Source organism: Aequorivita aurantiaca (assembly GCF_030410135.1).
GTDB lineage: Bacteria > Bacteroidota > Bacteroidia > Flavobacteriales > Flavobacteriaceae > Aequorivita > Aequorivita aurantiaca.
Window position 1 is genome coordinate 69,471 of the sequence record NZ_JAUGQQ010000001.1, and the last position, 22,436, is coordinate 91,906.

Consider the following 22,436-nt stretch of genomic DNA (forward strand, 5'->3'; position numbering starts at 1 on the left):
TGGCTGTACAATAATATCAACATATTTGCTTTATATTTAAACCTGCTTCTTTGAAAGCAATACTGCAACAATGTTTTAATATGTTTGGCAATAAATCACTCTCCCGTTGGGGTTTTATCCTGGCTTCCCTTATAATTATTACGCTAATTTTATGGAATACCTATGTATTTTTCACTCAGCTTAAAGCTAACGAACGCGCCAAAATGGAAATTTGGGCGGCGGCGCAACAGGAACTGGCCCAAAGTGAAGCCGGTGAGGGAAATATGCTGAGCGAAACGGCGCTGACCATTATCCAAAGCAACAGTTCAACACCGATGATTCTTCACACAATAAAGGAAGACAGCTATACCGGACGAAATATTGACGAGGCAGTTTTAAACAATAAAAATGCACTGAAGAAAAAAATAGAACAATTCACCGAGGAATATAAACCTCTGGAAATTACCTATAAAGATCAAGTGCTTTCGGTGATATATTTCGGAAATTCTCCTTTAATCAACAAGTTAAAATATTATCCGGCAGCGCTTATTTTAATTATTTTCCTTTTCATTCTTGCCGTTTATCTTTTTTACAAAACCTCCAAATCTGCCGAACAAAACCGACTTTGGGCAGGAATGGCAAAGGAAACGGCACATCAAATTGGCACGCCACTTTCTTCACTTGTGGGTTGGACCGAAATCTTGAAAACGGAAAATGTGAATCAAGAATATGTTTTGGAAATGGAAAAGGACATTTCGCGATTGGAAACCATTACGGACCGTTTTTCAAAAATTGGATCTGTGCCCAAACTGGAGCTTCACGATCTGGTGGAGGAAACAAAGGCAACCTTTTATTATTTGCAAAAACGGAGTTCGAAGTTGATTGATTTTCAGTTGAAAATTCCGCAGAAACCAATTTATGTGAAAATGAATCCGCAACTTTTTAGCTGGACCGTTGAAAACCTTGTGAAAAACGGAATTGATGCTATGAAAGGAAAAGGAACCATTACCTTGGCAATAGAGGAGAATTCAAAATTTGTATTTTTAAAAATATCCGACACCGGAAAAGGTATTACAAAACGCGAATTCAAAAGAATTTTCGCACCGGGTTATACCACAAAAAAACGCGGTTGGGGCCTGGGGCTTTCATTAGCAAAACGTATTATCGAAGAATATCATAACGGGAGAATCCGTGTTTCAAAAAGCAGTTTAAACCAAGGCACCACTATGGAAATTGCACTAAAGGCTGAGAGTGAATCATGAAAAAGAAAATACACACCCTACATACGGCCCGTTTAAAAAACAACTGTCCCACCTGCTTTGGAACTGATGGTCTTGAAATAAATTTTACACAAGCGGAAAAGGAAACTATGTTTTCTACCAAACCAGCGACGGATATTGAACATACCCTCTATTGTCATACCTGCAAAAACCAGATTTTTCCAGTGAATTGGACCGAGGATATTGAGCGGGTTTTTGACTACAACAAAAAAATAGCGGAAACCAATAAACATTATTTAAAGGTTAAACCACTATTTTATATAGTGTTCATAGTCGCAATTGTTCTTGTAGCCACTACAACTTATCTATTGTTGCCCGCCTAAGACTTCAGCTTTTCGGCAATTGCTTGCGCCAAAATTTCAAATTCTTCCGCGGTCATTTTTACTTTTTTGGTGAAGCGCATATCGTCCATCTCATTTATAGGAATTAAGTGCACGTGTACGTGAGGTACTTCCAACCCGACAACGGCCATTCCCACACGCTTGCAGGCAACGGTTTTGCCGAGCGCCCTCGCTACTTTTCGGGAAAACTGCATCAATTGAAGATACATATGCTCACCCATATCAAAAATTTTGTCAACTTCTTCCTTTGGCACGCATAGGGTATGGCCTTTCGCATTAGGGTTTATATCCAAAAATGCAATGAAGTTGTCGTCTTCCGCTACTTTATAACACGGAATTTCACCCTCGATTATTTGTGTGAAGATTGAAGCCATAATTAGTCTCTGGAAATTTCTAATATTTCAAATTTAAGCAAGCCATTTGGAACTTTAATTTCAGCAATTTCACCTTTTTGTTTGCCCAACAACCCCCTTCCGATAGGAGAATCCACTGAAATTTTACCAGTTTTAAGATCGGCTTCGCTTTGCGCCACCAATTTATAGGTCATTTCCATGCCATTGGTCTGGTTTTTCATTTTAACAGTTGAATGCACCAAAACCTTACTCAAATCTAATTGCGATTCATCAATCAAACGAGCGTTTGCAAGCACCTCCTCAAGTTTTGCTATTCGCATTTCCAGCATTCCCTGCGCCTCTTTGGCAGCATCATATTCGGCATTTTCACTCAAATCGCCTTTATCGCGGGCCTCGGCAATTGCATTTGATGCCTTGGGACGTTCTACATCGCGCAGTTGGTCAACTTCATCGCGCAATTTTTTTAATCCTTCCTCAGTGTAATAAGATACTTTACTCATAACTTCATCGTTTGTTTTTTACAAACCCTTTTTTAATACTTTAAACGCCATATAACAAGATTCCCGCCGGTGCGGGAATAGAAAAATCCCATACGGTGACGGGATTGTGTTTAACAAATATACTAAAAAATTACTTGTAGTATAATTTGTTGTAATTTCGACCAAAAATTTAATTGATTGGATAAAGGGCTCTGTAATAGAATTTTTCAATCAAACCTGAATCACGTTCGAAGGTCGTAGAGGCTTTCTTCAATAAAAAAAGAAGAACCAATGAAAAATAGAATTTTTTTCCTTTTGATTTGCTTAATAATTGTATCATGTTCTAAAAATGATGATAAACAGGAGCGCAATCCATATTTGTCGGATCCTGTTGTGAGCTTGAACTTAAACCTGAATTTACCCGAATATAACTCCCTTAAGTTTCCCGGAAATTCCGTGATAACCACACAAGGCATTAAAGGAATTGTGGTGATTTGCGTGAGCGACACCCAATATTTCGCTTACGACTTAACGGATCCGAACCACGTACCAAGCAATTGTTCCCGTATGACAATTGAAGGCCCTATTGCCACTTGTCCATGCCAGAATGACGAAAATGAATATAATCTGGTGAATTTTGGAAGGCACACCTCAGAACCGGACGCTAAATACCCGATGCAATCCTATCGCGCCGAGCGCAACGGGAACACTGTTACCATCAGCAATTGATTTAGTACCTTCCTCCGTCATAAAAATATTTCATTCCCCTAAAACTTAACCGTTGCACCCACCAAAAAATTTATGGTAGCCTGCGGATAATAGCCCGCACCTTCAATGGTAGTAACCGTTCCTGGATTGGTGAAATCGTCATCGTACGTATAAAAATATCCGTTTGAAATATATTCCACGTTGAAAATATTATTCACCAAAGCTGAAAAAACTACTTCCTTTATCCACGGAAGCGTGTCCAAAGTGTACACAATATTCAAATCATTGATGAAATAGCTATCCAATTTTGAGGCATCGCTGTCAATATTCCCCATATACTGCTCCCCCACAAACTTTGAAAGAAAGCCCAACTGCAACTTTTCAATTGGTGAATATTCCAGCATATTTCCCGCAACAACAGATGGCGAAAATGAGATATTTGTATTGCCCAGATTTACCAATTCGCCATCAATGGAAGCTACAAAATCAACATTTTTATTAGTGCTTAAGGCAATATTTGGAAGCGTTTTAAGGTTTTTTAAAATTTGAATTTCAGCATCCACTTCCAGTCCCAATCGGTAACTTTTTCCGCTGCTCGTTCTCAAAGGCGCGCCCACGTCGTTCAATTCTCCCGAAAGCACTAATTGATCTTTGTAATCCATAAAATAAAGATTGGTATTCACTTTTGTTTTTTCGGAAGCGAAACGCCAGCCGAGTTCGTAATCATCCAATTTTTCGGCACTTGTAATACCTTGTTCGTAATCATTTCGGGAAGGTTCGCGGTGCGCTTTTCCGTAGGAAATATAGAATTGGTTTGACGGATTCAATTTATAGGAAGCACCCGCTTTCGGGTTGAAAAATGAATAATCTTCATCAATTGTCAACGCCACCAAATCTGAAGTGATTCCCGAAGTTTTATAATTCACGAATCTTCCCTGCAAATCACCGAAAACGCTCCATTTTTCATTGACCCGATAAGTAGCTTTTGAAAAAACCGTGAATTCACTTTTCTCTCCATTCCCATCATAATAACGGTCACGAATTTCAGAATCACTGGCGTTACGCGCCCAAATAACTTCGCCGAAATGGTCGCCAGTGTAATAACTATAAAATGCCCCGCCCGTAAAATCAATTTTATTGTTTTTGTAATTCACGTTAGCATTTGCGGCGTAGAAATCATTATCCAGCCAACGACGGCGTATCAAATCGGTCGTATTTATTGTATCTCCGCCAATTTCTATCGGCTCAAATCCGTAGGTTTCAAAATCCTCATTAGCTTTATATTGTTCAAAATAACCCTTCCCTTTTGTATAATTGAAGGAAATATTACTATTCCAATTATTATTGAAACGTTGATTCCAAAGCAATTGATAATGGTCTTGAGCATAATTATCCACTTCATTGTCATAAAACTGAATATTGCCATTTGCATCGGTATACATTCCCGCCAAATTGAAAGTTCGGTCATTCTCGAGAATTTCTAAATCCTCTATTCCATTCCACGCCTGATAAGTTTCCTCTCTTCCTCCAAAAACCAAGGCTTTAACCAAAGTATTGCCATCAACAAATGCCCCCTGCAGAAAATATGATTTCAAGTCGGAACTGGCCCGGTCAATGTATCCATCAGATTGAATGGTTGACAACCTTCCCGCTAATTCAAAATGCTCGGAAAGCAAGCCAGTGCTGAACTTGACATTGTGTTTACGTGTATTAAAACTTCCAAAGGAATTGGCAATTTCGCCATAGGCCTCATTTGAAACGGCATCGCTCAACAGATTCAAACTGGCGCCAAATGCACCCGAGCCATTCGTTGAAGTTCCCACCCCGCGCTGCAATTGTAGACTTTCAACGGAAGATGTAAAATCGGGCAGATTCACCCAAAACGTGCCCTGACTTTCCGCATCATTGTACGGTATTCCATTTATCGTCACATTCACGCGAGAGGCATCGCTACCGCGTACCCGAATGTATGTATAGCCCACGCCGGCACCGGCATCGCTCGTGGTCACAACGGACGGAAGATAATTGAGCATATACGGAATGTCCTGCCCAAGATTCCTTTTTTCCAAATCCTCCTTATCCAGATTTGAGTGCGTAATTGGCGAATCGGCATTAACGCGCACGGCTTGCACCAAAACTTCCTCCAGTGCTTCGACTTTCGTTGTATCCTGTGGCTTTGTCTGCGGTGTTTCCTGTGCGGAAATGGTAAATAAAAATAAGGTGAAAACTGCGGTAATCAATAATTTTTTCATTCGTAAAAAAAATTTTATACGAATAAAAGGGGCGTTATTCTTGATTTGTTAAAAATGGTTTTTCATAAAAAAACCCTGAAAACAATGCGCTGTGCATTATTACAGGGGGTTCCTATTTGTTTTCCCTTGGCAGCATTACCCGCCCAGGTTCTTTGGGTATAATCTCAGCTTCTTCGAGTTCAGAGTTCAGGGTTTAGAGTTAAGAGTATATCAACTCAAAACTCACAACCCATAACTCGTAACTAAAATCTGCACCCCTTTGAGATGTGCGACAAAAGTACATTTCTTTTTTCAATTTCACACTGGATTATGATTTCGATTTCGCTTTGGATTTAATTTTTACCATATCCTTAATACTTCCCCTTTTTTATAGTCTTTACATTTGGGCAATGGCCACCTCAAAGAATAAATTCACTTTAAAAATCATTCTCAGTTATCTGGTTTTAGGGGCGTTGGCGGTGCTTGTGGGAATATTCCTCTATACAGAATTTAAAAAATATACTGCCGAAAAGAACGAAACAAACGGCGAGAAAAAATTCGTTGAAACCGGAACGCTCATCAACCTAGTTTATGAAACCGATGGCTTTTCAAGACTCGCATTGTTAACCGAAAGCGATGCCGATTTTGAAAAATATATGACGAAAACCGATTCGCTTTTCAGAAAAATTGAAGATATAAAACGGCTTACAACGAACGATTTTCAGGTGAAACAACTTGACAGCGTAAAAACGCTTCTCGAGGAAAAAAACCGAAATATCGAACAACTCAGAATTCTTCGGCTTACCAATCAAAAGGATACTTCGCTGGACGATATTATGAAGGAAGTGCGAAAATTGGAAGCTTCCATCGGACTAAATTCCGTGGAATCGATGGTGAGAAATCCTGCCAATCTCAGCAAGCGCGACCGTAGAATTTGGGAAGCATATGCCGATTATCTCAACAGCAGTTGGCTTCGCGACACTTCCACCGTAAAATCCCAAACCGTAGATTCTATGCTTACCGCATCGCGCTACATTGTTGCTGAGGCGAAAAAGGAAAATTCCCGAATCCGTGAATCGTTGATGCAAAAAGAAAATGAATTAATTCGAAATGATCTTAATATTTCAGAAAGACTGCGCGAAATTATCGCCAGTTTTGACCGTGAAATCACCAAAAACAACAATCTCGAAAAACAGCAACGTGCCGATTCCATTGCACGAACTAGCGAAATCTTAAAATTTGCGGGCATTTTGGGCGGCATTGTGGTTTTGCTTTTCTCCTATTTTATCCTTTCGGATTTTTTTAAGGCGGAACGTTATAAAAAGAATTTGGAGGAATCAAAAAATTATGCCGAATCGCTGCTGAAAAGCCGTGAACAGCTCATTTCCACCGTGAGCCACGATTTAAAGACACCTTTGAATACTATAAGCGGCTATTCCGAATTGTTCGAAAACTCTTCCCTTTCCGAAAAGCAGAAATACTATTTGGCGCAAATCACTTCCAGTTCTCATTTCATTTCACATTTAGTAGACGATTTACTGGATTTTTCAAAACTGGAAGCCGGAAAATTGTCAATAGAAAGCATTCCCTTTTCGCTTGAAAATATTATTGTAGAAGCCGGAAATGCCGTTAAACAACAATTTCCGCAAAAACCCGTGGCACTAAAATTTTCCATATCGGAAGAAATTAAAAACAAAATTTTTGAAAGTGATCCGCTGCGGATTCGGCAGATTATAAACAATTTGGTGGGCAACGCCTTTAAATTTACCGAAGCCGGAAGCGTCGAAATTGAAGTGCGAGAAATTGAAAATTTTTACCAAACTTCAAAGGTGGAAATAGCCGTGAATGATACGGGCATCGGCATTTCAAAAGAAAAACAGGAAGTTATTTTTCACGAATTTACACAGGCAGAAAAAGAAATTGCAAACAAATTTGGCGGAAGCGGACTCGGTCTCGCGATCTCTAAAAAGCTTGCTGAACTTTTGGGTGGAAGTTTAAAAGTGCAAAGTATATTGGGTGACGGAAGTTCATTTATACTTACCGTTCCCTTAAAGAATTCAGAACGGGTTTTGCCCAAAATCGCTCCGGAAATAAATGAATCCTTTAAAAATTTACGTGCAGTAATCATTGATGACGACGACGCGATGCGTTCCCTTTTGAAGGAAATTTTTGAACAAATGGAGATTGCCTCGGAAGCATTTCAAAGCTTTGAAGCTTTTAACGCCTCCACTAGCTCAGCGGGACAACTTGATTATGATTTCATTTTAACGGATATCCAAATGCCAAAAACCGATGGGTTTACGGTTCTGAAAAACTTGAAAAAAGGTGAAATCAATTCATATAAAAATCAACCTGTTATCGCAATGACAGGAAGCAGGGAGCATTCCCGGCATTTTTATTTGGCGAAAGGTTTCAGTGAGATGCTTTCAAAACCATTTTCAAAACGCGAACTCGTTGCAGCTCTAACACATATTTTCCCTGAAAGAAATCATTCGATTATAAATAACGACCTAACAAAATGGAGCGAGGAATTTATAGCTGCAAACGAAAAATTTGACCTCTCGCTTTTAAAATCGTTTTTGGACACGCCGCAATCGTTAAATGAAGTTTTAAATGTTTTCGATTCCCAAACCGAAACAGATTTGCAGGAAATTAAAACAGCGATTTCAGAAAAAAACTTGGAACGAATCAAAGCAATTGCGCACAGAATGTTGACGATGTTCCGGCAAATAAGGGCGAGCGGAGTGATTCCAATATTGGAAAAAATGGAGAATTACAATGAAATCGATCCCGATAGTTATGGGAACGAAATAGAAATGAAAAAAGATTTTGAAAAATTAATTATGAATGTTCGCGAGTTGCAAAAAGCTTTGGAAACACGATAATTTTACAGCTCTATTTGATATTGCTCAATCTTATTATAAAGTGTTTTTCGAGTAATATTCAGCAATTTTGCCGCTTTGGTTTTATTAAAATCTGCCGCTTTTAAGGCGTTTAAAATAAGTTGTTTTTCATTGCTTTCCCGTGAAAAATCCATTTGGCTCCTTTTTGAATTTTCAGATAATATGACTTCGCGCGGAATCACTTCCAACGGGATAAATTGTGAATTGGTCAACAAAACCGAACGTTTTATCACATTCTTCAATTCGCGTAGATTGCCCGGCCAGGAGTAATTTTTAAATGCTTCCTCCACCTCTTTCGAAAGCCCTATTACATCCTTTCCCAATGAATTGTTGGCTTCAGCCAAAAAATATTCTATGAAAAGAAACAGATCCTCTTTCCGCTCGTGCAATGATGGAATATGGATTGAAAATTCATTCAAACGGTGGTACAAATCTTCCCGAAATTTCCCTTCGGAAACAGCCTTTTGCAAATCTTCGTTCGTGGCAGAAAGTATGCGAACATCCACATCGATCTCTGCATTGCTTCCCACTGGTTTTATGCGGCGCTCTTGAAGTGCGCGCAACAATTGTATTTGGTTTTCATAGGAAAGATTTCCAACTTCATCCAAAAAAAGCGTGCCCCCATCGGCTGCTTCAAAGTGACCTTTTTTATCATTTACCGCGCCGGTGAAACTTCCCTTTACGTGGCCAAAAAATTCACTTGCTGCAATTTCCTTCGGAATGGCGCCACAATCTACAGCTACAAAATTTTTATCTTTTCGTTTGCTATAATTATGGATTGCTTTTGCGGCAACTTCTTTACCAGTACCGCTCTCGCCCTGTATCAAAACACACATATCGGTGGGGCCGACAAGCTTTAAATATTCATTGAATTTTTTGGAGGATTCACTGATTCCAACAACAAAATTTGGTTTCGATTGAAAATTATCGGTGCTTTTAAAATCATTTTCATGGGCAACTGAATCATCATTTTCCTTTTCTGATTTCGATTTCAGTTTTGTTTTCAATTCTCGTGATTCCGCTTCTATTACCATCAGCAATTCCTCGGGACGAAAGGGTTTGGAGATATAATCAAGCGCCCCTTTTTTTATTGCCTTCACCGCAGTATCAACTTCGGCATAACCCGTCATTAATATAACTTTGGTTTTTGGCGATACTTTTTGGGAAAATTCAAGAAGGTCCAATCCCGAATCATCGGGCAAGTGTAAATCTGTAATAAGCAGATCAAAATTATTTTCGGCTATTGCCTTTCGCGCATTTTTACCCGTTAATGAAACGGATACTGCAAAACCTTTTCGCTCCAAAAAAGACGTGAGCATTTTTCCAAAGGCCACATCGTCTTCCACTATATGTATTTGCTGCGTCATTTTGTTTTGTGAAGAACGCAAAAATACTGTGTAAATGTTTGGGCATACTCTAAATTTATCATAAAAAAAAGACGTCCAAAATTGGACGTCTTTTCCAGAAGTATTGAATCTAAAATACCTGCAGCTTACTGCTTCTTCATTTCATTTTTAATCCACTCGCCTTTTGCATTTGCATACACCGTTGAAGATTTTGCATCTGCAGTGGTAAGTTGGATTTTATAATCCCCTTGGGCATTCACATAAGCCTTAGAAATAGTGGCACCGCTAAAGTCTGCAGCAACTGCATCTTGAACGGTTTTTGGTACTTCAGAAGCTTTTACTTCTTTATAATCCTGAACCGGTTCTGCTACAACCGCAGTTTCCGCAGCTTGTGCCGCCTCAATTCTATTTTCTACTTGCGCTTCAACGGCAGTTTGTTTTTGCTCGTTCATAGCGGTGGCTTCCTTGTCGGTTTGTGCTGTTGCAGCGGTTAAACCTCCCAATACGATTGCTGTACTTAAAATTAACTTTTTCATTTTTTTGTTTTAAAAATTATTATTTATTCGTTCTAAGTTTGTTGGTTGCTTAACCTATTAGAAAAAGTAGTGCCATAGAAAATTTCCTGCTGAAGAATAACATAGTGTGCTGTTTAACAGTTATTTAAAAAGATAAATGCTATTTTTAAGAATAAAAGAAACTGTATAAAAACAAATACACGTGTATAAATTTTATACAGTTTTTGTGTAAACACTATTCAATTTTTGGCGGTTTACGCGAAGATTTTCTAAGTGCGTTTTCCTTTTTTGATTTTAAACGCTTTTCAATCGCACCTTTAGAAGGTTTCGTTTTTTTTCGGGGTTTTGCCACTTTTAGGTTTTGCTGAAGCAGCGCAATTAGGCGCTCAATCACGATGGCCTTATTTTTATGCTGGCTTCGTGTCTCGCCGCATTGCAGTGTAATAATTCCTTCAGAAGAAATTTTTGTTGGAATTTTATTTCGAAGCCGTTCCTTTTCAATTTCTGAAAGAGAATGCGAGTTTTCCAAATCAAAGGAAACCTCAACCTTTGAGGCCGTTTTGTTCACATGCTGCCCGCCCGGCCCACTACTACGGACGGCCTTAAAATTCAATTCAGAAATTAAATGCTCCGTATTCATTGGGTTTGGTGCACTTCGTTCAAAAGGTCGTTTACCGTTTTTACTGGATTGAAAGTAATCAACGGCACTTCCACAAAAACCGTGTTCCAATTTGCCATCGCGCCATTCCAAAGTCCGGGAAGTTCGAGGGCCTTTATTTCCTTTCCATTGTGGGATTTATTCGAAATAAATCCGGCATCGGGATCGGAAAATTCCAAAAGATTGAATTTTTCACCTTTATAAGTACGAACGCCACAAACCAAATCCACCGGATTGAAATGTGTAGCTTTTTCAACCAAAGCCTTTTGTTGCGGATTATTTATGTCAATTTGTGACATTTCCACGATTTGAAAGGATTCGTTTCCATTTTTATCTTTTACAAGAAAGGGCCCACCGCCGGGAGCGCCCGTATTTTCAACCACGCCGCAAACTCGAATGGGTCGTTCCAAAATTTTCAAAATTGCCTCCTTAATTGTAGGCGTGCTTTTTATGTGAAGTTCCTCGGAAATAAATTTTGACGCAGCTTTTAAAACTTCTTCGGAAGAAATTTCAGAATGAAGTTTTTCTACAAAATCAAATATTTTCTGTTGAAGCGAAATCAATTTTCCGGCTAAAACCTTTTTCTGAAAAGCAATAGTTTCCACATAATTTTGCGAAACCACGTTGTCAATATTTTTAATGAAAATGATGTCGGCATCTACTTCATTTAAATTTTGCAGCAATGCGCCATGGCCGGACGGACGGAAAACCAAATTTCCGCTTTCATCAAAAAAGGGATTGTTTTCAAGTGTTGCCGCAATGGTGTCGGTTTCCTTTTTTTGAAAGGAATACGAAATATTAAATTTTGCTCCAGTTTTTTTCTCAACGATTTCCTGAATTTCCTCGTATCTTTTTTTGAACTTTTCTTCGTGCTCCTCAGAAACGGTGAAATGTAGATTTGCAACTCCGTTGGAGGTTGCATAAAAAGCAGCTTCGTACAGTTGCTCTCCAAACGCGGTCACATAATTTTCGCCGTATTTATGAAACGGAACAAGGCCTTTTGGGGTTTCGCTCAAATTGATACCAGTTTTATCGAGCGTTTCCTTTACGAACAAATAATATTGCTTTCCTTTTTCAAAATGCTGGAAATCTGAATATTTTCGATGAAGATTTTCCGTAACCAAATCCGCGAACGCAAACTTATCCGTGGAACCGAAAAACTTCTTTAATTCCCTGTTTTCTTCCTTTTGAAGAAACTCATCGATATTGTTTTTCTCAAAATTAAATCGATCCAAAAAAGCATGCAAAAATTTGAACATCCGGGTCGCTGCCCCCGAAGCGGGCACGAATTTTAACAAGCTTAGCTTTTCCTTTTCAATGTCAAAAAGTGTTGCGAACTGGTGCTGTTGATCGGGCGAAAGTGTTTCAATTCCATTGCCGACGGCAGCCGCCGCAACCACATTTGCAAACGGAATTCCATTTTTAAAAATCGTGAGTTGTCGGTTTATCTCGGCCTCCGAGAGCCCGTGGCTGTTTATTTGGAGTAAGTTTTTTTCAGTAAACATTTAATTTTTCTTCAGCAATGTGTCAATGATTTTGACTGCGTTTTTAAATCTTTCCTTTTCGTTGCCCTTTAAAATTTCATAAGGAAAACCCTGTTTTTTCAATTCGGCTTCGAAAATACGGAACATTTCCTCGCGATTGTTCGGCCTATCACGCAAAATATCTGCTTCCCAAGGCGTGTCGATATAGGTTAAAAGATAGATGTTATAATTATTTTTGGTTGCTTCTTCCTTAATTTCGTCGGGACAATATCCATCGTAATAATATTCGGAATATACTTTCAATTCGAGCAAATTTGTGTCGCAAATCAACAAATCATTAACCCGTTCCGAGCGTTCATTTTCAAGTCGCAATTGCCCTTTTGCTATGGGAATTAAGTCTTCCCTTTCAACCAATTTCTTTTTGGAATCCCATTTTTTTTGAAGAAATTCCCGCATAAATTCCGGCACCCAAAGTGTGTTGTAATGTTCCGCCAATTGCTTGGCAAGCGTAGTTTTGCCGGTGGATTCGGGACCGTATAAAACTACTTTAATCAATTCAGAAGGCTGGTTTCGGGTTTGTTCAAGTTTTTCTTCCACGCGCGGTATCCATAAATTGAAATAATGACAAAAAGCAAAAATTGAAACGATGTAAAAATCAATCCTTTGTAAAAATACAATGGTAGCGAAATTACATTTCCGACGAGCAAAAACGTCCAATTTTCAAGTTTCTTTCTCGCCAAAAGCCACATTGCAACAAAAAATATGGCCGTTGTGAGAGTGTCAACATAGGCTGTCCAACTATCCCATTTATCGAAAATTTCATAAATGACATAAATAAAAATTAGCGTTCCAACAAAAATAAAAATGCTGATTTGCTTTTCCTTTGAAGTGGTTTTCGTGATTGGCGTATAATGTTCGGCATCTACTTTTCGCGTCCAAATGTACCACCCGTAAATGCTCATTGAAAAATAATAGGCGTTGATTACCAAATCACCCAGCAAATCATAAAACCACAAAATGTAAACAAAAATGGCGGTGCTTAAAATTCCCGTGGGATAGATTAAAATATTATCCTGTTTTGAGAACCAAGCACTCAACAATCCAAACGAAACTCCGGCAATTTCAAGAATTACGATATGTGTGGGAACGTTTTGGTACTGCTGAAAAAACCAATCAAAAATGGGGTTCATAATCGCTGCGATCGGATTTTACGATTTTTATATAAAGCAAACCACGCTCCACGGCTTCCAATGCAACTTTCATTTCCTTTTGAAGCAAATCCATAACAGCGTCATAATCGCCATAAACCTGTGTACTTAACGGATTTTCCAAAACGGCAAGTCCCGAATTTCGTAAACTTTTTATGAAATTGATGATTGCCGGTTCGTAATCGTCCTGCAAAGGTGTGAGGGTAAGTTCAACTGAAATTTTCATTTTCTTTAATTTTTTTCAAAACTACAATTTTAAAAAGTATTCAGTCGAAGTCGCAGTTTGCAGTTTTGGAATTTGGATTTTGAGATTTATGTATTCCCCCCTTGGGGGTTAGGGGGCATTTTCAAATGCAGTTCCCATAACAACCATATCTGCGCCGGAATTATAGGCGGCTTGTTTTTGATTATCGGTTTTAATTCCGCCGCCTACGATTAATGGGATATTTATTGCTTTTTTAACTTCGCAAATAATTTCTTGTTTTACTGGAAATTTCGCCCCACTACCCGCTTCCAAATAAATAAGTTTTGCGCCCACAAATTGACCGGCCAAAGCCGTGTGCACAATGATTTCAATATTTTCCTGTGGAAGTGGCTCCGTATTTGTCACTTTTGAAACTGAGGAATTTTTGCCGCCGTCAATTAAAATATAGCCCGTCGAAATGATTTCCAAAGGGGAATTCTTCAATTTTGAAATGGACTTAATTTGCTGTCCGATTAAATATTCGGCATTTCTTCCCGATAGTAATGTCAAAAACAGTAGCGCATCCGCCAAATCCGAAATCTGCGAATGATTTCCCGGAAATAGAAAAATGGGAAGTTTTGTTTCAGCCTTTAAAGCTTTTACGGTTTCTTCAGTTTCCCCATTTGCAACGGTGCTTCCGCCGACAAATAGATGTGTAGTTTCTTTGGGAATTTTCTTCAGAAATGTATCGATTTCGGAATTATTGAATTTATCGGGATCAATCAAAATGGCGAGTTGCTTTTCTTTTTCGGCAACCGATTTCAGAAAAATTTTGTAAAAAATTCCTTCCATCTATTATTTTTCTGAAATAAGGGCGTAGGCACAGGTGAAACCTTCAAATTCCAGAAAATCAACATCGTATTTTTGTTGTTTATCCTCATAAGTCACGGCTGCTGTGGTTTTGGATTCGTCGAGCGCAAAATCTTCCACATAAATATGTTCTAAAAAGCTCACTCCTTTTTCGGCAAAACTTTTATATAAAGATTCTTTTGCGCACCAAACAATTGTTAGTTTCCGCATCATTGCATCTTCATTTGCAATGGTTCGGTACTCTTCGATTGGCGTGAACTTATGTGCAATTTTCAGAATTTTATTTCGTTGTTTTTCAATGTCAATTCCCACTTCGACATCGCTAACAATTATCGCCGAAAAGTTGAATGAATGGGTTATTGAAATATTTTTGCCGTCCGTTAAATGTGGCTTCCCATTTTCATCATAGCGCAAATCGTGATCGGTATATCCTTCCAAAGCGAGCAAATGCCGAATACTCATAAATCCCCGCCTGTGAAGTTCACTTTTCATATTCGCCACACGATTGCTGCAATTGCTTGTAAGGTCGGTGCCCTTGGAAAGCGCTTCAAAAGATTCTTCAATCTTCCAAATGAAGACTTTAGTTGCAGGATTTACTGTTATAGTTTTGTAAAGTGGCATAAAATTTCAAAGGATATTTAGTACTTTCGCAGACTTAAAACTAGAAAATTAATTTTTAATTAATGACCGCTTTTGCGGTATAAAGATAACAAATATGTCAACGAAAACTGTGCCTTACACGGCCTACAAAGTAAAAGATATTTCTCTGGCAGACTGGGGAAGAAAGGAAATTGAGCTAGCCGAAGCTGAAATGCCGGGGCTTATGAGCCTACGCGAAGAGTACGGAAATGAACAGCCGTTGAAGGGTGCGCGCATTGCCGGATGCCTTCACATGACTATCCAAACTGCCGTATTAATTGAAACATTGCAAGCTTTGGGTGCGGAAGTTACTTGGAGTTCTTGTAACATTTTTTCCACACAAGATCACGCTGCCGCTGCGATTGCCGCTGCTGGAATTCCAGTGTATGCTTGGAAAGGAATGACCGAGGAAGAATTTGATTGGTGCATTGAGCAAACGCTTTTCTTTGGTGAAGACCGCAAACCATTGAATATGATTCTTGACGATGGCGGCGATTTAACGAATATGGTTTTGGACAAATATCCGGAGCTTGCCGCGGGCGTAAAAGGTATTTCGGAAGAAACAACTACTGGCGTGCACCGTCTTTACGAGCGCATGAAAAAAGGCACGTTGCCAATGCCGGCCATCAATATTAATGACAGCGTTACCAAAAGTAAATTCGACAATAAATACGGATGCCGTGAAAGCGCTGTGGATGCAATTCGCCGCGCTACTGATATTATGCTTGCCGGAAAACGCGTAGTTGTTTGTGGTTATGGTGATGTTGGTAAAGGAACTGCCGCTTCTTTTAAAGGTGCGGGAAGTATTGTTACCGTTACCGAAATTGACCCAATTTGTGCATTACAAGCTGCAATGGACGGTTTTGAAGTGAAAAAATTGGAAACTGTTATAGCTAATGCCGATATCGTAATCACTACAACCGGAAATAAAGACATCGTGCGCGGAGAACATTTTGAAGCGATGAAAGACAAAACCATCGTAGCCAATATTGGTCATTTTGACAACGAAATTGCCGTTGCCTGGTTGAAGAAAAATCACGGACATACGCATGTTGAGATTAAGCCGCAAGTTGATAAGTACACCATTAATGGAAAAGATATCATCCTTTTGGCCGAAGGTCGTTTGGTAAATCTTGGTTGTGCCACGGGCCACCCAAGTTTTGTGATGAGTAATAGTTTTACGAACCAAACATTGGCGCAAATCGAGCTTTGGAAAAATGGTGAAAACTATGAAAACGAAGTTTATATGCTTCCAAAACATTTGGATGAAAAAGTAGCGAAACTTCACCTTGAGAAGATTGGGGTTGAGCTTACAGAACTTCGTCAAGACCAAGCCGAATATATTGGTGTAGAGATTGAAGGACCTTTTAAGCCTGAGTATTACAGATATTAAGAATTCCCGCGAAGGCGGGAATCTCTTAAGTTGAAATTGAACCCTCGCATTTTGTGAGGGTTTTTATTTGGAAAATATTTAACTTTTGGGACCGGCGATTATTCTTATTTTAAGTGATGGTTTATGAAGAAGAAAAAATAATTGTTCCAAGATTCAACGAAGAGTCCGGCTTTTACACCACGAAAAAGCGCTCAAAAATGATGGGCAAAATCCGTGGGAAGAATACGAAGCCCGAATTGCTTTTCAGAAAAGCCATTTGGAAAAAGGGGATCCGGTATCGCGTGGACAATAAAAAACTTCCCGGAAAACCTGATGTTTCCATCATAAAATACAAACTTGCCATTTTTATTGATGGCGAATTTTGGCACGGTTACAATTGGCCGGAACGAAAGGAAACCTTGAAAACCAATAGAGGGTTTTGGATTCCGAAAATTGAACGCAATATGCAGCGAGACCGCGAAGTAAATAGTCAACTCGAAGAATTGGGCTTCACTGTTTTCAGGTTTTGGTCCAATGAGATAAAACAAGATTTAGAAAAATGCATCAACGATATTTTAGTGTACATAAATACAGGACAAAATGATTAACTCAAAACTCCCAAACGTTGAAACTTCCATTTTCGCCAAAATGAGCAAAATGGCGACAGACTTTGACGCTATAAATCTTTCCCAGGGTTTTCCAAATTTCCCCAGCGATCCTGCTTTGATTGCCTTAGTTGAAAAAGCGATGAACGATGGTTATAATCAATACGCACCCTTGGCAGGCGATTTTGAATTGCGCATGGAAATTTCAAAAAAGATTGAAAAACTTCACAACCATTTTTACAATCCCGAAACGGAAATCACGATTACGGCCGGCGCTACGCAGGCTATTTTTACAGTAATTGCGGCAACCATAAACAAAGGCGATGAAGTAATTAATTTCACACCGGCCTATGATTGCTATGCCCCGACGGTAGAATTATTTGGAGGAAAAATTATTCCAATTCAACTGGAACCTCCATATTATAAAGCGGATTGGCAAGAAGTCGCTGATAAAATTTCGGCAAAAACAAAAATGATAATCATCAATTCGCCTCACAATCCCACCGGAATGCTGTTTTCTGAAGAAGATATGCTTCATTTGCAAGATTTAGCCGAAAAAAATAATCTTTTGGTCTTAAGCGATGAGGTTTATGAGCATATTATTTTCGATGGAAATGTGCATCAAAGCGCCTCAAAATTTGAAGCCCTGGCAGCGCGAAGTTTTGTTACGGCTTCCTTCGGCAAAACATTTCATAACACTGGGTGGAAAATGGGGTATTGCGCCGCGCCCGAAAAATTGATGAAGGAATTTCAAAAAGTGCATCAGTTCGTGGTTTTCTGCGTAAACCATCCCATTCAAAAAGCTATGGCTACATATTTAAAAGATGAAAACCACTATTTAAAACTGGGAGATTTTTATCAACAAAAGCGGGATTTCTTTTTGAATTTATTGAAAGGTTCTAATTTCAAAATTATTCCTTCCAAAGGAACTTATTTCCAAATGCTTGATTTTTCGGAAATTTCAGATGAAAGTGATATCGCCTTTGTGGAACGGCTTTCGAAAGAATATAAAATAGCCACCATACCCACTTCAGTTTTCAACGAAGGCGGAAGGGATTTTAAGCAAATTCGGGTGTGTTTTGCAAAAACGGATGAGACGTTAGCCGAAGCGGCATTGATTTTAAAGAAATTCGAAATTTTAAAGAATAAGTAAAAATGGAAAATGAATTAAAAGTTACAATTATTCAAAGCGAACTACAGTGGGAAAATGCCGAGGCGAATCTCTCTATGTTTTCTGATAAAATGAACAATCTTCACGCGGAAACAGATTTAATTGTCTTGCCAGAAATGTTCACTACCGGATTTTCAATGAACGCCAAAAAACTTGCTGAGGAAAATAAAGGCAAGACGCTTCAATGGATGAAAGATGAAGCACAAAAACACAATGCAGCGATTTGCGGAAGTGTGATTATTTCAGAAAAGAACCAATTTTATAACCGGTTATTTTTTGTTTTTCCTAATGGCACCTATAAAAAATATGATAAACGGCATACGTTCACTTTGGCAAAAGAAAATGAAACCTACGCCGCCGGCACTGAAAAGCTGATAGTGGACTATAAAGGGTGGAAAATCTGCCCGCTTGTTTGTTACGATTTGCGTTTCCCTGTTTGGGCGCGAAATACGGAGGATTACGATGTTTTAATTTATGTAGCTAATTGGCCAAAAGTACGAACCCTCGCGTGGGACACGCTGCTTAGAGCACGTGCTATTGAAAATATGGCGTATTGCATTGGCGTGAACAGAATAGGTTTTGATGGAAATGATCACGAATATGTGGGCCATTCTGCAATTTATGATGTTTTGGGGAAACAAATTTCTACCGAAAATTTTGAAACGGAATTTTGGGAAACGATAGTTTTATATAAACAGGAAATTGAAACCAACCGTCAAAAGTTGCAGTTTCTAAATGACAGAGATTCCTTTACTTTAATGTAAATGTTTCATTCAAACTCCAATTGGCGCGCACTTCTATTTGTTTTGGATAATAAATTATTCTTTCCGGGGCCATTCTGTTTAAAAAACTACCCGTGTCCCATTGTTTATTTCCGTTATCATCATATACTATTCTTAGGAAATATTTATCCGGCGAAAGTTCGTCAAAAAATACGTTTTTGCTCTGGGTCAAATATTCTTCCGCAACAACATTATATTTAGAATCAATTATTTGAACTATAATTGGAAACCGGTTTGCATTATTTAAAGTAAGATTGAGCGTGCCGTAATCTGAAGCAAGCCGTGTATTCACGGAATATTGGAGAGTATCATTGTTTCTTTCAAAAAAATCTGTGATGGCGCCGGGCAGGAGTTGTATCGAATAAGTTTGCTCCTCTGTTTTTGGGAAAAAAACCTCAGCCAAATTATATTTTTTATTTATTTGGACCGTGGCATCAACCAAAGTCGAATCCTTTGTGATAACCTGAAATTTTTCCGCATCAACAATTGTGATGGGCGTATTTACGCGAAGTTTGAATGTATCTCTTAGTTTTAATACTCCAGTTTTAACTGCCGAAATATTTAGCGAATCTTTATAAAGTTCGCGCATTCTTACTGTAACAGTATCTAGCCGAGCTCCATTCGCAACCATAAAGTTGAGGGAATCGGCTTCAATTGAGGGTTTATACCAATAGTGGATTGTATCTTTCTTTTCATCTTTATAGAAGGTGGAAATGAAATCCTGTGGACTCGCAGAAAGCAGCTGTACATTCAGACTGTCCACTTGGCCTTCATACCCAAAAATAATGTGGTTTTGGCCTATTTGGTTTGGTCGCGCAACTTTATAATCGGAAGTTTCCTTGAACAGTGTCAAGGAGTAAAAGGAATCTGTGGGTATGGTTATTGGTTTTTCAATAAATCCAATTTTATCATTTTGAGGTTGAAAGGTATAGTCATTATTTTTTTCCTTTAAAGCAACTAACATATATTGGCCTCCCTTTAAATTCGCGAATTCGAATACGCCAGTAGTATCCGTGGTTACCGTTACGTAAGTAGGTTTTTGAAAATAAATTAGGGAATCACTATAGGTTTCTCCAGTTTCATAGAGCATTACGGTGGTGGGAATTTCCGGAAAAATAAGTTGTGCATCCTTTGCTCTTCCGGATAACTTTAGGCTGTCAATATAACTGCCGGTGGAAAAAATATATTTATAATAATCAAATTGGTTTCCTTCGTTATTGTCCACAATACTTCTTCCAAAATTGAAAGAATAGGTAGTGTTTGGCTTTAAGGTATCCAATATTTTAATTTTCAGCGTTTTTGAAGTACTCAACGGAGTTATGATGGGCGTATATTCCATGGGTGGCGAAATAATGAGCTCCTTTGATAAATCTTTCAACTTTATATATTCGTCAAAACGGATTTCTATTTCGCTGCCATTAAAATTTGTATTATAATTTTCGGGGTTGCTTTTAACAATTATCGGCGGAATTGTATCCCGTGGTCCGCCAGAAGGAGTTCCCTTTTTGGCACAATCCACAAAGGAAAGTATAAAAAGAAAAGCGATGGGTAAATAAAGAAGGCGGTGTTTCACTTACTATTTTTATGAAATTTAACGGGAATTTTCTTTTAAGCTCCCAAAAATAAACAATAACCAAATACCAACTATAAATTACTTTAGGTTGTTGCGATTGTTGCAATGCTGATGCTCACATTTTCCCCCTTCAACAATTGAAGCGCACATTTTTCCAAAGTGGCGCCCGTGGTAATAATGTCATCCACCAATAAAACATGCTTATTTTTAATATCGTCCAGATTTTGGGTAAAGAAAACTTCTTCAGCTTCAAAACGAAGAATCCTTGTTTTGAAAACCTGCGATCCGGTTTTGGAAATTTTTATCAAAATATCATCGCGATAGGGAACATTTAGGGCCAGCGCAATTTCCTTTCCAAAGCCCTCCACTTGGTTGAAACCTCGCTTTTTCAATTTTTGCTTATGCAAAGGCACGGGAATTACCATTTCCACCTGCGTATAATCTGAATGTTCCGCCAATTCGGCGCCCATCCATTTACCGAAAAAAAAGCTAATCTCCTTTTTTCCCCGATACTTTAAGTTGTGAAGCAATTGCTGAGTCAAGCCACGCTTGTGAAAATATAGTAATGCCGTGGCATTTTTCAATAAGAATCGACCATAAAACTTATCCTTCAGCGTTTCGCTGCCAGTTTTGTGAAATGACGCGATTGGAAGCGAGTGGAGACAGTCCAGACACAACACGTTTTCCCCCGAATTCAGTAGCTCCGTGCAGCAAACGCACACCTTTGGGAAAAGTAGATTTAACATACTTTAAGAATTTTTACCATTTTGTAAACATATGTTAAACGAATACCTACCTACATTTACCGCCTAAACTTAACTTATTAATTATGAGTACTGAAAACGAAAACAATAGTGGCAAATTCAAGATTCTCATTGGGGTCCTTTCGGTTTTGCTTATTGCCTTGGCAGTTTATACCGTTACATTGTTCAACGACAATAAATCTACGATTTCAAATCTTGAAACGCAAAAGGCAGATATCGAACAAGAACTGGAAGGTTTAATTGCCAATTATGATGAAGTAATAAAGGACAACGAATTAAAGGACAAGGACCTATTAGCCGCTCGTGAAAGGATAACGGTTCTTTTGGATTCAGTGAGGGATGCAAAAGCGAATGTTGGTTTAATTGAAAGATACAAAGCCGAAGTTGGAAGACTAAAACAAGAGCGCGCCATGCTCTTCAAACGTGCCGATAGTTTAATAGCTGCCAACAAACAACTCGCAATGGAACGCGACAGCACATCCACGGAATTAACAAATACCCGTATGGTAGTGGATTCGGTTAGCCAGGAAAACATGGCAATGACCGAAACCATTAAAAAAGGGTCAATTGTAAAAGCAACAGATTTGCGCGGAGAAGCCGTTATCATTAGAAACAGCGGAAAGGTTGTGGATACCAAACGTGCCAGCCGCGCCGACAAAATTAGAGCCTGCTTTACCTTAGCCCCCAACGCTATTGCCCAAAAAGGAGACAGAATTTTTTACGTTCAGGTTATCAATCCTAGAAATAAAATGATGGGTGACAATACCGTAAAACAGTTTGAGGATAAAAATCTTAACTACAGTGCCTCATCCAATGTTTATTATGAAAATGACGAACTCGATGTCTGTATTCTTGTAAATGCATCCGACACAGATCTTGTTGAAGGACGATATACTCTCAATCTTTATGATGGTTCCAGCCTAATTTCAACAACCACCATGGAGCTGAAATAACCTTATTTTATAAAGAGTAGGTAATTTATAAAATAAAT

Annotated in this window: 23 protein-coding genes; 9 read left to right on the forward strand and 14 right to left on the reverse strand. The window is 38.7% G+C overall.

The annotated features are described in order from the left end of the window. Positions 1-80: 80 nt before the first annotated feature. Complete coding sequence (locus QRD02_RS00395; RefSeq protein ID WP_290252912.1) at positions 81-1,241, forward strand: sensor histidine kinase; 1,161 nt, start codon at positions 81-83, stop codon at positions 1,239-1,241. Next, the gene (locus QRD02_RS00400) at positions 1,238-1,582 is read left to right on the forward strand and encodes a hypothetical protein (RefSeq protein WP_290252913.1); all 345 of its coding nucleotides are present in this window, start codon (positions 1,238-1,240) and stop codon (positions 1,580-1,582) included. The genes QRD02_RS00395 and QRD02_RS00400 overlap by 4 nt, the downstream gene beginning before the upstream one ends. On the opposite strand, the gene QRD02_RS00405 is transcribed toward QRD02_RS00400, so the two are convergent. Further along, positions 1,579-1,974, reverse strand: a complete 396-nt coding sequence (locus QRD02_RS00405) for an HIT family protein (RefSeq protein ID WP_290252914.1) — start codon at positions 1,972-1,974, stop codon at positions 1,579-1,581. The genes QRD02_RS00400 and QRD02_RS00405 overlap by 4 nt on opposite strands. A gap of 2 nt (positions 1,975-1,976) precedes the next feature. Beyond that, positions 1,977-2,453, reverse strand: a complete 477-nt coding sequence (greA, locus tag QRD02_RS00410; RefSeq protein ID WP_290252915.1) for a transcription elongation factor GreA — start codon at positions 2,451-2,453, stop codon at positions 1,977-1,979. A gap of 270 nt (positions 2,454-2,723) precedes the next feature. Here greA and QRD02_RS00415 point away from each other — a divergent pair, with 270 nt between their 5' ends. Beyond that, a complete protein-coding gene (locus tag QRD02_RS00415; protein WP_290252916.1) occupies positions 2,724-3,161 on the forward strand; it encodes a hypothetical protein in 438 nt (145 codons plus the stop codon). Between the two features lie 38 nt (positions 3,162-3,199). On the opposite strand, the gene QRD02_RS00420 is transcribed toward QRD02_RS00415, so the two are convergent. Then, positions 3,200-5,392 carry a TonB-dependent receptor gene (locus tag QRD02_RS00420; protein ID WP_290252917.1) on the reverse strand — a complete coding sequence of 731 codons (2,193 nt, stop codon included), beginning with the start codon at positions 5,390-5,392 and terminating at the stop codon, positions 3,200-3,202. 389 nt (positions 5,393-5,781) lie between these two features. On the opposite strand from QRD02_RS00420, the gene QRD02_RS00425 reads away from it, so the two are divergent. Further along, entirely contained in the window at positions 5,782-8,256 is a 2,475-nt protein-coding gene (locus QRD02_RS00425; RefSeq protein ID WP_290252918.1) for a hybrid sensor histidine kinase/response regulator, read from the forward strand. A gap of 2 nt (positions 8,257-8,258) precedes the next feature. Here QRD02_RS00425 and QRD02_RS00430 read toward each other — a convergent pair whose 3' ends face one another. From QRD02_RS00430 to QRD02_RS00470, 9 genes are all read right to left on the reverse strand, one after another. Further along, entirely contained in the window at positions 8,259-9,641 is a 1,383-nt protein-coding gene (locus QRD02_RS00430) for a sigma-54-dependent transcriptional regulator (RefSeq protein WP_290252919.1), read from the reverse strand. 125 nt (positions 9,642-9,766) lie between these two features. After that, positions 9,767-10,156 (reverse strand): hypothetical protein, encoded by a 390-nt coding sequence (locus QRD02_RS00435; protein ID WP_290252920.1) that lies wholly within the window; start codon positions 10,154-10,156, stop codon positions 9,767-9,769. A gap of 214 nt (positions 10,157-10,370) precedes the next feature. Then, entirely contained in the window at positions 10,371-10,775 is a 405-nt protein-coding gene (gene arfB, locus QRD02_RS00440; protein WP_290252921.1) for an alternative ribosome rescue aminoacyl-tRNA hydrolase ArfB, read from the reverse strand. Then, a complete protein-coding gene (locus tag QRD02_RS00445; RefSeq protein WP_290252922.1) occupies positions 10,772-12,298 on the reverse strand; it encodes a DUF4301 family protein in 1,527 nt (508 codons plus the stop codon). Before QRD02_RS00445 ends, arfB begins: the two co-directional genes overlap by 4 nt. Then, positions 12,299-12,832, reverse strand: a complete 534-nt coding sequence (locus tag QRD02_RS00450) for an AAA family ATPase (RefSeq protein ID WP_290252923.1) — start codon at positions 12,830-12,832, stop codon at positions 12,299-12,301. Further along, positions 12,829-13,467 carry a nicotinamide riboside transporter PnuC gene (pnuC, locus tag QRD02_RS00455; RefSeq protein WP_290252924.1) on the reverse strand — a complete coding sequence of 213 codons (639 nt, stop codon included), beginning with the start codon at positions 13,465-13,467 and terminating at the stop codon, positions 12,829-12,831. The genes QRD02_RS00450 and pnuC overlap by 4 nt, the downstream gene beginning before the upstream one ends. Then, positions 13,451-13,711: a YkoF family thiamine/hydroxymethylpyrimidine-binding protein gene (locus QRD02_RS00460; RefSeq protein ID WP_290252925.1), complete on the reverse strand. Its 261-nt coding sequence runs from the start codon at positions 13,709-13,711 to the stop codon at positions 13,451-13,453. The genes pnuC and QRD02_RS00460 overlap by 17 nt, the downstream gene beginning before the upstream one ends. Positions 13,712-13,819: 108 nt before the next feature. Beyond that, the gene (locus tag QRD02_RS00465) at positions 13,820-14,521 is read right to left on the reverse strand and encodes a phosphoglycerol geranylgeranyltransferase (RefSeq protein ID WP_290252926.1); all 702 of its coding nucleotides are present in this window, start codon (positions 14,519-14,521) and stop codon (positions 13,820-13,822) included. 3 nt (positions 14,522-14,524) lie between these two features. Further along, the gene (locus QRD02_RS00470; protein ID WP_290252927.1) at positions 14,525-15,160 is read right to left on the reverse strand and encodes a 4'-phosphopantetheinyl transferase family protein; all 636 of its coding nucleotides are present in this window, start codon (positions 15,158-15,160) and stop codon (positions 14,525-14,527) included. 94 nt (positions 15,161-15,254) lie between these two features. Between QRD02_RS00470 and ahcY the strand changes: the two genes are divergently transcribed. From ahcY to QRD02_RS00490, 4 genes are all read left to right on the forward strand, one after another. Next, positions 15,255-16,571: an adenosylhomocysteinase gene (ahcY, locus tag QRD02_RS00475; RefSeq protein ID WP_290252928.1), complete on the forward strand. Its 1,317-nt coding sequence runs from the start codon at positions 15,255-15,257 to the stop codon at positions 16,569-16,571. A 116-nt stretch (positions 16,572-16,687) separates the two neighbouring features. Next, on the forward strand, positions 16,688-17,158 hold the full coding sequence (locus tag QRD02_RS00480) for a very short patch repair endonuclease (protein ID WP_290252929.1): 471 nt from the start codon (positions 16,688-16,690) through the stop codon (positions 17,156-17,158). Then, positions 17,151-18,308, forward strand: a complete 1,158-nt coding sequence (locus QRD02_RS00485) for a methionine aminotransferase (protein WP_290252930.1) — start codon at positions 17,151-17,153, stop codon at positions 18,306-18,308. The genes QRD02_RS00480 and QRD02_RS00485 overlap by 8 nt, the downstream gene beginning before the upstream one ends. A gap of 2 nt (positions 18,309-18,310) precedes the next feature. Continuing rightward, complete coding sequence (locus tag QRD02_RS00490; RefSeq protein ID WP_290252931.1) at positions 18,311-19,090, forward strand: amidohydrolase; 780 nt, start codon at positions 18,311-18,313, stop codon at positions 19,088-19,090. On the opposite strand, the gene QRD02_RS00495 is transcribed toward QRD02_RS00490, so the two are convergent. Further along, the gene (locus QRD02_RS00495) at positions 19,077-20,681 is read right to left on the reverse strand and encodes an Ig-like domain-containing domain (RefSeq protein WP_290252932.1); all 1,605 of its coding nucleotides are present in this window, start codon (positions 20,679-20,681) and stop codon (positions 19,077-19,079) included. The two genes, QRD02_RS00490 and QRD02_RS00495, sit on opposite strands and share 14 nt — an antisense overlap. 83 nt (positions 20,682-20,764) lie before the next feature. After that, on the reverse strand, positions 20,765-21,427 hold the full coding sequence (locus QRD02_RS00500) for a ComF family protein (protein WP_290252933.1): 663 nt from the start codon (positions 21,425-21,427) through the stop codon (positions 20,765-20,767). Between the two features lie 83 nt (positions 21,428-21,510). Between QRD02_RS00500 and QRD02_RS00505 the strand changes: the two genes are divergently transcribed. Continuing rightward, positions 21,511-22,398 (forward strand): DUF8428 domain-containing protein, encoded by an 888-nt coding sequence (locus QRD02_RS00505; RefSeq protein ID WP_290252934.1) that lies wholly within the window; start codon positions 21,511-21,513, stop codon positions 22,396-22,398. Positions 22,399-22,436: the final 38 nt, after the last annotated feature.